This window comes from Methylocucumis oryzae, from assembly GCF_000963695.1.
In the GTDB taxonomy this organism is placed as follows: Bacteria; Pseudomonadota; Gammaproteobacteria; order Methylococcales; family Methylomonadaceae; genus Methylovulum; species Methylovulum oryzae.
In genome coordinates this window covers 1-10,977 of the sequence record NZ_LAJX01000240.1, presented here as the reverse complement: position 1 = coordinate 10,977, position 10,977 = coordinate 1, and the positions used below count along the sequence as shown (strand labels likewise).

Below are 10,977 nucleotides of genomic sequence, written 5' to 3'. Positions count from 1 at the left end.
AAACCCATACCGAATGGCTCAAGGATACTTTGGAAAAATTACCGACTTGGCCCAACAGCCGTATCGATGAGTTGCTGCCTTTTGCAACGGCAAATTCCGAGACAGTTAAGGATCAGAATGTCTTTTAGAAAACAACGTGGCTAGATTGAACGGTTACAATGCACATGCAAAAATTACCGGAAGCCGTCATAAGCAAAGTCAACGAATTGATTGCTGCGCTGCATTACGCAGCAGATGATTTAAAAATTATCGGACAAGAAGCGATGTTAAGCGGTGATTTTGCGCAAGTGACAGAGAGCATGGACGCTTGTAAAAAATTGCAAATGTTGGAAGACGAGATTGGCACTGCTGTGAACAATTTCTATGCGAAAAAAAAGTCGCCCACTAGCGAAAAAATCAATTACCACAAACCTAACAAACGCCGCACGCGCACTCACGGAGGACATCTACGCGTTAACATCGCCGGAACATCAATTGAAAATGACACTATCGCCGAAACGTTTTTGGAAACGCTTAAAGTGCTTGGCTTAGAACGTGTGGCAAAGCTGAACAAAACCATTACGTCGATTCCATTGGTTAGTAAAAACCCCAACCAATGGTTATCAAGCGCAACGTCAATGCAATGGCTGGTATGTCACTACCCATGTTAACAAAGTCACTGCAAGAGTAATGTTGCAAGACATCGCCAAAGCCTTGAATGAACCGTTAAAAATCGAATGCATAGAGCGCTAGTAGGCAATGTCGCAGGCTTAAAACAAGAGCCAAAACACCGTATCAACACAGAAAAAACCAAAGGCAAACACCATGACCAAACACAATACTCTGTCAATTTCTGAACTGCAACAACTTGCTAGTGCGGGCGATGCCCAGTCGCAATATTGGTTAGCTCTGCACACTTTATGCCCTATTCAACATGCTGGTGTGGATAACGATAAAAAAGAAACTGGGTTAATGTGGCTAAATAAGGCGGCTGAACAAAGCTTCGTACCTGCTCAAATGACATTGGGTCTGTATAATCTTAGAGGTATAAATAATAACCTCGTTAACAAGGCTATATCATCATATGGCAATGATGAAAATATGACTTTTTTAATTGACCTAGCCGATTCGCTTCATAAGGATGGAAAAGACGCTGGTCTGGCTTTTACTTGGTTTAACAAAGCCACTGAACAACATTGCGCGCTAGCTCAATATCTGTTAGCCGTCTGTTATCGTGATGGCATAGGCGTTAAGCAAAACGATGAACTGGCCTTTGCATGGTTTAGTAAAGCCTATGAACAAGGCTTTGCCACCGCACAATGTGGCCTAGCTAGGTCTTATTATGAAGGAAGAGGGGTTGAACAAGATAACGAAAAGGCCTTGGCATGGCTAAACAAGGCTATCGAACAAACGGATGCTTATATCGACGCTAAAGTTAGTAAATCGTGGCCGATATTAGAATATTGCAAGAAATTTCCTTTAGATTACAGCAAATGCGCACCTGAAGCCTATTTATTGTTAGGTGAGAGATATGCCCAAGGCAAAGGTGTCGAACAATGCAACGATACGGCTTTCAAGTGGTATCAAAAAGCCGCAGAAGTGAATGTTGCCGAAGCTCAATACCAGTTGGCGCTTGGTTACTTTGAAGGTAAAGACGTTTACAAAAAATTATGAACTTGGCATGAAATGGCTTAGAGAAGCGGCCATTCAATATCATGAGGCGGCAAATGCTTGGCTGGAAAACGCCCTTCTTCGTTTAGCGTTCCCCCATTTAGTGGACAAAAAAAATGCAGAAAAAGACTATCAATTTGCTTTTGACTGGTGCCTTAAAGAAGCTGAACAAAATTCTGCCGAAGCCTATCTCTGTTTGGGGATTTTATACAAGTTTGGTAAAGGCGTTGAGCAAAACGACCAGCGTGCATTCGAATGTTTTAGTGAAGCAGATCAACTTGGCGAACGCTACTGCGAACTCGATTTTATTATTAGCCTTAATTTGGGCATTTTTTACGCTCAAGGTAAAGGGGTGAAACAAGATATTGATAGAGCAAAAACGTCGCTTTGAGAATGGCTGTTATAAAGACTATGAAACAGGTCAGATTCTTGATCAGAAAAGGAAAGTAGAAATGGTCTCAAATGGACATAGTTTGCAGATAGTTCCTATCCCTCTCTTAACTGTGGAGCTGCTTTTAAATAACAAGCAATTCGAACCAGCGAAAAGGCTTGTCGAGGAAGCTAACATAGATAGGCAAAGTAAAAAGCTCTACTCTTCATGGACTTCGCGAGAGGAACAACTGGATTCGGAAATATGGAAGCGGGAAGCTTTAGAACAGAAAATGCAAAAACTAGTCGAGCAATTCACGCATTCTTTAGGCAACGTGATTTTTCCCGACACCATTTACCAAGTTGCCGAACGCTTAAAAAACAACCCTGAATGCCGCAAGGATGTTTTATTGCTCCATGAGGCTTACCATTCAGAAATCATCATCAAGCTACAAGGCGAACTGTTACGCCAACGCTACACCAATACGAATCCTGAAAAAATTTCGCCAATTTATCAGGAGTTGCCGCCGAACTCCGAATTCTGTCGAAAACACCAAGTCCATTGAAGCTATTTTGGATTATGCGGCTAGTCGTGTAACAGCGCGGTTTCTTAATCAACATTATGCCGGTCTTAACAGCATCCGCGATAAAATGTTGTCCAAGAACAATCTAAGCCTCGATGCCTTAAAGCAAAAATTTGAGGATGATATTTTGCTCAACAAATCTTTGCGTCCTATTGCATGGATTAACCAATACTTGCGGCCTGTTCAAATAACCGAACTTAGCCCGTTGTGGAAAAAGGTTTGCATACTTTCAGAAAGTCATGCCGAAGCCTTATTGTTTGGTTATTTTTCAGAAATTTTGTTTAATGCCTTTAAATATGCCGATCATGATAAGGATGAATTCTTGACGTTAGTTTTTGATGAGAAAACCATCAACGACAAAACGTATTTGACGTGTAGTTGGCTTAACCCTGTTAACGACAAAAGCCCAGCATTGCTAGGCACGGGGAAAGGCTTGGATGCCATTCAAGAGGATTTAAAACAACTGAACGATACCGAAAACCCAGAAGAAAGTTTGTTGGTTTCTCAGCAAAACAATCAATTTCAGGTGACGTTGTTCTTTAAAAAGGACTTGTTGGTGAATGACTTGCCCAGCCTTAAGATAAAACGCAAAGCCAATGTGGAGTAAAAAATGCTGAAAATACTGTGGGTTGAAGATGAGTATTCGGAACAAAAACAAGTCTCTTGGTTTAACAACAGGTCGGTTTGTGTAAAAACTTCCTTCGATGAGGCGGAAAACGCCATTAATCATTGTTTGACGCAATTCGATTTGATTGTATTGGATATTAATTTAGAGAATTCAGAACATACCGACAGAGTCAAAGCACTCGCAAAGCAATCTAACATCGCTGAGCAGGATTTTTTACAAGAAAGTGGAATGAATTTGTTTTTAAACTTGCTGGAGCATGGCTTTCCGAAAGAGCAAATCATATTTTTAACCGCTAATGCTGATATTAATATCAGCCGGATTGATGAATTGCGCGAAGCATATAGTGAGGGTAATGACGATGTATCTGATGAAATTTTAGGTACTATCACAAATGGGCTTAGCGAAGAAACGCTCAAAAAGTGTTCTGAGTTTATCGAGGCGGAAGATATTGATGGCTTTTGCCAATATCTTGAAAACTATTTCAATGACTTAAATGATGGCGTAACAAATAATACCTACAACAGATTTTGTGAAGCTTATCGACGTTGTCGTATTGAACCGCCGAAGGCTATTAATAAAAGTTTGAATGAAGCTAAGCAGCATCTTAATCATTGGTTAGAAAATCACGAAAGAAACGATTATTTGGTTTTGCGGCGGGGGATTGTTGAAGGTTGCGAGTTTTTAAAATCCCACATTGAAAAGGATGACGATAATATTAAATTCAGGGATTTTATTAAAATGGAAAATAAACAGCCTACTATTGAAATCCCTACCGCAGACATTAGAAACTACCTGGATACGTTAGCGCAATTTTTGCCCCTCCTCAAACAATCGGATGACCCGACTATTTTTTACCGCCTGTTTTTGCGGACGCTTGTCCATGAATGGGAAGAAAATGTTGAGGCAAAATGGCTAAAAGAAAAGCATGGAAATGATTTAAGCAAAATCCGCGATATTTATACCTTCGGATGGCTGATGAAAATGACCCGTAACTGGGTTTCCCATGCTAATTTGCTTGAGCCGTTAAAACCTTGGTTGATTGCCTTTTTATTTATAGTCAACATGCGGGCGATGTTCAAATTACCAAAAGCAATTCAGCCTTACGAAAAGATTTTGTTGCGTTGTATTTCACCATCACCACCCAACTCAATTATCCCCAAAGAGCTAGACAATTACATTACTGACGTAGAGAAGGATATTGACGGCATTTTAACTGGGTTAAAAATAGACCAAAAGTGTCATTTCGGCGAAAAAATCAATGCTATTTACCGCCAAAATACGGGTAATCCAGATGCCGAACCGCACGATTACCAAAAATTTTTATTGCACTATTTCTGGGTTAATCAAAAATCTGATTTAAGAAACTTAACAGCCACTTCGGAGGATTTTTTACCGACATTAGCACGGCATATCTACAACCGTAGTTTTCCTTAAAAAATACCGAGGTATAAAAAATGCAATGGTCAGACGTGTTAAACGACAAAAGCTTAAGCAATTTACCTTACAAAATCGAACTCAATGAATACGGGCAAATCGTGATGTCACCCGCTTCCAATCAACACGGATTTTTACAAGTTGAAATCGCCTTTTTTTTACGCGGCAACAAAATAGGTAAAGTCATCACCGAATGCTCAATTGATACGCCCAAAGGGGTAAAAGTCGCCGATGTGGCTTGGGGAACCAATGATTTTTTCTCAAAAAACGGTTTGGCAACACCTTATCAATCTGCACCTGAATTATGCGTGGAAATTTTATCGCCCTCGAATTCAAAACAAGAAATCACTGAAAAAATAAACCTTTATCTGCAACAAGGCGCGAAAGAAGTGTGGACTTGCACACACGATGGCAACGTAGAAATTTATAACTTGTTGGGAAAAATACCAAACTCGAGTCTTTTTGATAATTTGCCGAAAAAAGTTTGAGTAGCACGAAGGTTGCAAATAAACACACTATAACCCTTTAGAAAGCCTGATTAATGGATAACATCGTTTTTCTAATTTCTCATGACCTTAACTCCCATGCCAACCCCATTCATCAAATCGCTCATCCCCCATCTGCCCCGCTATGCCGAAGAAGAAGGCGACTTTTACACCGTGCCGCGCACGGCTTTAGTTGACGTGCTATGCCAACAATCGCAGCGTGATCGCGCTGTTGCTGAAACCGTTATTGCTTTGCTTGAAACCTTGCTCGACACTTTGGCGGTACTGGATACGGATTATTTGCAAAAGGGCGAATGGTGTTGGGTGTCGTTTCCGGCGCAGTTGCTGGCGTTGTCGGTGTTGACGGCGTGGAGCGATTCTGATTCGCGGTTATTTGCCAGCAATTTTTGGAACACGCAAGGAAGCTCGAATGCGAAAAAAGACCAGCAACGCGATATGCTACGCGCTATCGAGACTCGCCGTGTCGAGCATCATGCGCAGCAAGCAGCGCAACCAATTCGTTATATCTATGTGGCGTGGAGCCTCATTAAATTAGACGGTAAGATTTTATTATATCAACGCGAGGACACGCGCAAACGCTTTGACAGTCAAGCGGGTGATTATGGTTTGGTCGGTGGTCGATTGAACCAGCATGATGTAACAGGCGATTGGTTATTACCCGATTTATTGGCTGCTCTGCAATCTGGCGATTCTTTGCCTATAAAGACGGCTTTGCCAGTCACGTTACAACGCGAATTGCATGAAGAAACAGGGTTAGAATGTGGACGGCATTATCAGTTTAAACCTTGGCGGTGTTTGCGTCCCTTTCGACAAGTGCAAGGCTCTGCGCCTAACCATGCGCTGACGGATTATCATTTTGAGGTGTTCCAAATTGAATTAACCTTAGAAGGGTATTTATTCTTGCAACGACAAGTGGCGCAAGACGAGCGGCTAGTTTGGTTTAGTCCAAAAGATATGCTACCCACTCAATCGGCTAAGGATTTTCCGTACCTTCACGCATTGCTGGCAGACTTTGATAATGACAATGCCGAGTTTGAACAGGCGCTGACCACGTTGCCAGACAGTTTTGTCGGGCAGTATAGATTTCAACCGCAAAAGTATGGGCTGACCTTACCGCTTGATTACCGAATGCCGTTGTTAGCAGGCACGCTGGGCAAAGAAAAACCTTTGGCATTGAGCTTAACGGAGCGACAGTTAGCTATTTTATTGGGTTTGGCAGCACATTTGCGCGGCTTTGAATTTATAGAGGTTGAAGAATCAGTTATTTTTCACCCTTTTGGTTGGCTAAAACTTAAACCTTGTTCAAGCTTACAATCAGAGCTAATTGGTTTGGCGACTGCGCTAAAAGAAACCGATTTAATCATTGAAAACTACGGCGACGTTTTTATTCCGCTTGTCGATAATCCCTGAAGTAGTTTATTTTGATGAAAAGCTATTTTCGTTTAAGGTTAATGAGACAGATTTAAATGGCGTGCAAACAAAAATTCCAGTCGTTATTTATCGGCAATCTTTTGCAACGGCTTTGGGTAAAATTAAAGATAGAGCAGAAACATTTATGCTTACGTTGGAATTTGCACATAAATTGCAATTGTTAACTAAGCAACAGTTTTCTACCGATAATGATTACGCGAAAAAAATTGAAGATACTTATAAAAAAGGGCTGCACAAGGAGATTGGGTTGTTAGGCTTGAGAAGCTTAGTACGCCAGGAAGCGGGTATCGTAAAGTTTGTTTTACCTTATACTCGATGTTCAAGTTTTTAACTTCGATGCGGCTTGGTAGGTCATAGTAACTTCTTTAATGCGCCGTTTTAAAACTTCGGCTAAGGTTTCAATATTAGGGGAAATAAAAAAATTTGCCGTGTTGGCCGGAAATCTCATCGTAACTCAATGTTCCACGGTAATATTTAGACCACTCAGGGATAGGATTGGCATTATCTTTATAGGGATTGAATTTACTCTCGCGCCCAAAAATCATCGCAATCCTTCCGTGATAAAGGTTCTTCGGGCTTTCCTCCATACAAAAAAGTAAGCTCACCTCCTTATCATTCATCCATAGCTGTTTAGCCACTGACATGGCTATTAAAGCGCCCTGACAATTGCCGCCAACAATATACGGTCCGGAAAAAGGCAATTCGAGTATTTCTTTTACATAATGATTCGCCAATTGATATATCGTATGCGGCGTGTATTCCATAATATTGTGTCCGGAGCGCAAACCATAAACTGGCCGCTCCCCAGCAAAATGCAGTCCTAATTGGGCTAATTCATTATAATTTTGTAAACGCCAAAATAAAGGTAAGGCTTCGATTTCAGTATTTAACCCCGTCATAATGGCATCGGATGATGCTTGACGCCTTGCCATTCGGCAGTGACCAGTAACAGTTGACGATATAGCTCTGGGTCTAGCGGCTCAGCTCCTAATACTTTGTGCGGTGTTGTCTGCGGTGTTTGCATCACAGGTGATTCAGTCATTTGAATGATTTTTTCACTCATGGATGCTAACGTTAATAGCTCTGAAAGTTCTTTATAAGGTAATTGGATTTTAAATTGCTTTTCCACTTGGCTGATAAGGCTGACAAACAATAATGAGTTGCCACCTAAAGCAAAAAAATTACTCGCCATGCTTTCGATAGGTTTTTCCAGCACCGTTTGCCAAATGTCCATTAACAGTTGCTCGTGTGGAAAACGAGGAGGAATGACTTGTCCTTGCTGAACAGCTAGCGCAAGCTTAGGCAAAGCTTTTATATTGAGTTTACCGTTAGCAGACAAGGGAAATCCATCAACGATTTGAATAAGCTCCGGTATCATTGATGATGGCAAATGGCTCTTAACGTAAGCCATAATCTCATGGTCTCTGATTGCCAATTTAGGATGGCTCTGCACATAAGCAACTAATATTTTGCGTCCAGATGCTAACGCGTGTGTCGTCACCACGGCTTTGTTAACACTAGGAAGCTGTTCTATGGTTAAGGCGATTTCTGTAGGCTCAATGCGTATTCCATTAATTTTTATTTGCTCATCGACTCGCCCAAAAAAATAAATAGCTTCATCCTCGCCATAGCACACCTTATCACCAGTCTTATAAAGTTTTGAATAAGGAATCTCCGTAAACGGGTTATCAATAAAAGCAGCTTGAGTCGCTGCATGATTATCCAAATAGCCCACTCCGACGCACTCACCGGCCAGATACAGTTCACCGGGACTGCCGAAAGGGCATAAGGCATGGTAGGTATCGAGAATCAACGCATAAACATTATCAATAGGCCGTCCGAGTGGTGCTGACGAGTTGTTATGTCCATGCAATTCTTGAAAAATAACGCCAATCGATGTTTCGGTAGGACCATAGGTATTAAATACCCTAACCCAAGGGCAAAGCTGCTTGAACCGATTAGTCACATGAATATCCATTGCTTCACCGCCGATAAGCAAAAACTCCAATGTTTTTAAGTTATCAATACCTGACGGTTCACCTTGCAAATGCTCAACAAAAACAGCAAAAAAAGACGGTACGAAATCTGTCATAGTAATCGCATGACGACTCATTAAATGCAGCAACTGTTGAATATTATGGCGTTGCAATGGTTCAGGCATTACCAGTGTGGCTCCATTGCATAATGGCCATAAGATTTGCCATAAAGACGAATCAAAGTTAAACCCAGATGTTTGTAATATCCTGTGTCTAGCACCTTCGCCAAATACTCGATTCATATAGAGGAAGCGGTTAAAAATTCCTCTATGAATATTTTGGGCTATTTTAGGTTCACTTGTCGTTCCTGACGTACTGAAACAATAGATTAAATCATCAGGTAAATTGACTGTATCAATGCTGTGTGTTGCTTCCCCTAAGTTCTCGTAAGCCAAACAAATAACCGCTTTATCAGCGAGCTTTAATGCAATGACCTCTACATTGGTTACCATAACGGAATAATGTCGCCCGGCTAGCAAATGCATAATCCGCAATTCAGGCCATTTAGGGTCTAAATTAAAAAAGGCAGCGCCGCATTGCAAAATGGCTAATAACGTTATGGGAAGCTCTAACCCCTGTTCCATACACACGGGAACAACATCACCTTTCGTCACGCCTTTTTCTCGTAACAGTGTCGCTAGGTAATTAACCTTAAGCGATAGTAGGCGATAACTCAGTGAGTGTTGCTGATAAATAACACTAATATTCTCAGGCACTGTTAAAAACTGAGTAGCTATTAAGTCTTTGATTGTTTTATCCGTTGGTCTTGGATAGGTATTATTATGCAATCCTTTTAACAAATATTGACGCTCTGCTGCTGAAACTAAGGCTAACTCACTAATCGGAAACCGGATAACTTCAGGTAGCGTCGCTAATAAATGTAATAAAACGTTTTTAAATACGATGGCTTGTGAATAGCTAAAGTAATGTTCATTAAAATCAATCACCACTTCCATCTGGTTCGCCCTAGATGAGTCGATGACCCATACCGACAACGGCAATTGTTTTTCAGTGCTTTGCAGCAGAACCGAGTGAAGCCTATCGCTTACATCAAGCTCTTGATAGTCATAGCGAAGATAGGTAAAGGCAACTTGGAACAGCGATGATTCAGCCGTGTGATGTTTGTCCAACAATTTGGCTAGCTGCGTAATAGGAAAGCGACGATGCCTATAATCCTTGCGTAATTCCCCTGCTATTTTTTGCAATAAATTTTGTACGCTATCGGCTGATTCAACTTTAATGGCAACAGGAATAGTCGTCGCTAACATGCCTCCAAGCATTCTTTCCGTACTATTCGCTCGGTTTGCCAGCGATAGTCCGAGTACTAAATGATTAATCGTATGGATGCGGCAAAAATACAGGCAAATAGCAGCCATCCAAATCTGCTGCATACTGCTATGTTCTTGCTCAGCTAACACCAATAAATCTGTTTTTAACTTCGCTTCTAAGCGAAAACGCAGTTGGCCTGAATGCCTTTTATTATCGTGCAAAGGATTTTTAAGCAAGGCTGGCGGTATCGTCCAACAATCTTTGGACAGCCAATAGTGTTTGTCTTGTTGATAGCGGGGGAGTTTAAATACTTATAATCTTTATCGATATGATAACGATAAGAAATGTTTTGGCCGGTAAAGGGTTGTTGTCTTGTATTATCAAAATACGCACTGAGCACCTGATTGGCATAAATTGAAATTGACCAGCCATCAGCAATCAAATGATGATATTTATGTAGCCAGCAATATCGATTGGCTGACAGTTTTATCAGATAAAATCGATAAAGTGGGGCACTAAACATATCAATCGCTTTATTTACCTCATGAGTTAGCCATTGTAAAACTGCTTCTCGATCATCTTGATAATGGCAAAGGTCAACTTGCTGCCATTCAACATTACCGCTCAATAAAAACGCTTGGCGTGGCGCAGCTTTTTCACCACATAAACTCAACCTAAGCGCATCATGTTGATTGTACAAGGCTTGCAAGCATTGCTTAAATACACAAGCATCAACCTGTGCATCAATAAACACCGCCTCAGCTATCGAATAAAGTGATGAGGTCGGATAGATTAATTGATCGAGATAAATATCAAATTGGGTTGAGCTGAGCGGATAACTTTTTAGCCATAATAACATCCGTGATAAAGGGCGGCCGCTAGGCTTAACAGCAGCAACCCAGCGGTATTTTCGGCTACCAACTTAAAGCAGGACAGATTTAATTATAGTCAGTTGAGCTAAACCGTCATTCCGGCATGGATTGCCGAAATCCAGGCGCCATGGATGGCAAAGCTTCAAGCACATCCCTGTGTCCTCGGCAACTGCTCCTGCGTTGCTAAGCCACATGGAT

General features: G+C 41.3%; 12 protein-coding genes and 1 pseudogene. 10 read left to right on the top strand and 3 right to left on the bottom strand.

Features of this window, described 5'->3' with window-relative positions:
• The 10 genes from VZ94_RS25355 to VZ94_RS29695 form a co-directional block, all read left to right on the top strand.
• Positions 1–128 (top strand): transposase domain-containing protein (locus VZ94_RS25355; protein WP_131655636.1); only part of this gene is annotated, 128 nt, incomplete at its 5' end.
• A gap of 36 nt (positions 129–164) precedes the next feature.
• Positions 165–650: a hypothetical protein gene (locus tag VZ94_RS18700; RefSeq protein WP_052700736.1), complete on the top strand. Its 486-nt coding sequence runs from the start codon at positions 165–167 to the stop codon at positions 648–650.
• A 154-nt stretch (positions 651–804) separates the two neighbouring features.
• Positions 805–1,653, top strand: a complete 849-nt coding sequence (locus VZ94_RS18695) for a tetratricopeptide repeat protein (protein ID WP_045780388.1) — start codon at positions 805–807, stop codon at positions 1,651–1,653.
• Positions 1,654–1,660: 7 nt separating this feature from the next.
• Positions 1,661–2,041, top strand: coding sequence for a tetratricopeptide repeat protein (locus VZ94_RS26165; RefSeq protein WP_052700735.1), 381 nt, complete (start codon positions 1,661–1,663; stop codon positions 2,039–2,041).
• Entirely contained in the window at positions 2,016–2,585 is a 570-nt protein-coding gene (locus tag VZ94_RS18685) for a hypothetical protein (protein WP_045780387.1), read from the top strand. Before VZ94_RS26165 ends, VZ94_RS18685 begins: the two co-directional genes overlap by 26 nt.
• A 7-nt stretch (positions 2,586–2,592) precedes the next feature.
• On the top strand, positions 2,593–3,210 hold the full coding sequence (locus tag VZ94_RS18680) for a hypothetical protein (protein ID WP_045780386.1): 618 nt from the start codon (positions 2,593–2,595) through the stop codon (positions 3,208–3,210).
• 150 nt (positions 3,211–3,360) lie between these two features.
• Positions 3,361–4,665: a hypothetical protein gene (locus tag VZ94_RS18675; protein ID WP_131655635.1), complete on the top strand. Its 1,305-nt coding sequence runs from the start codon at positions 3,361–3,363 to the stop codon at positions 4,663–4,665.
• A gap of 20 nt (positions 4,666–4,685) precedes the next feature.
• Positions 4,686–5,153, top strand: a complete 468-nt coding sequence (locus VZ94_RS18670) for a Uma2 family endonuclease (RefSeq protein WP_045780385.1) — start codon at positions 4,686–4,688, stop codon at positions 5,151–5,153.
• Positions 5,154–5,234: 81 nt separating this feature from the next.
• A complete protein-coding gene (locus VZ94_RS18665) occupies positions 5,235–6,581 on the top strand; it encodes an NUDIX hydrolase (protein WP_045780384.1) in 1,347 nt (448 codons plus the stop codon).
• A gap of 61 nt (positions 6,582–6,642) precedes the next feature.
• A complete protein-coding gene (locus tag VZ94_RS29695) occupies positions 6,643–6,933 on the top strand; it encodes a hypothetical protein (protein WP_239650078.1) in 291 nt (96 codons plus the stop codon).
• 73 nt (positions 6,934–7,006) lie between these two features.
• Here the strand turns inward: VZ94_RS29695 and VZ94_RS18655 are convergent, their stop codons facing one another.
• From VZ94_RS18655 to VZ94_RS29685, 3 genes and pseudogenes are all read right to left on the bottom strand, one after another.
• Entirely contained in the window at positions 7,007–7,501 is a 495-nt protein-coding gene (locus VZ94_RS18655) for a thioesterase domain-containing protein (RefSeq protein WP_045780382.1), read from the bottom strand.
• Positions 7,498–7,836, bottom strand: coding sequence for an acyl carrier protein (locus VZ94_RS29690; RefSeq protein WP_275575327.1), 339 nt, complete (start codon positions 7,834–7,836; stop codon positions 7,498–7,500). Before VZ94_RS29690 ends, VZ94_RS18655 begins: the two co-directional genes overlap by 4 nt.
• Before the next feature lie 276 nt (positions 7,837–8,112).
• Positions 8,113–10,766: pseudogene (locus tag VZ94_RS29685) on the bottom strand (non-ribosomal peptide synthetase); the annotation flags it as partial.
• Between the last annotated feature and the right edge of the window lie 211 nt (positions 10,767–10,977).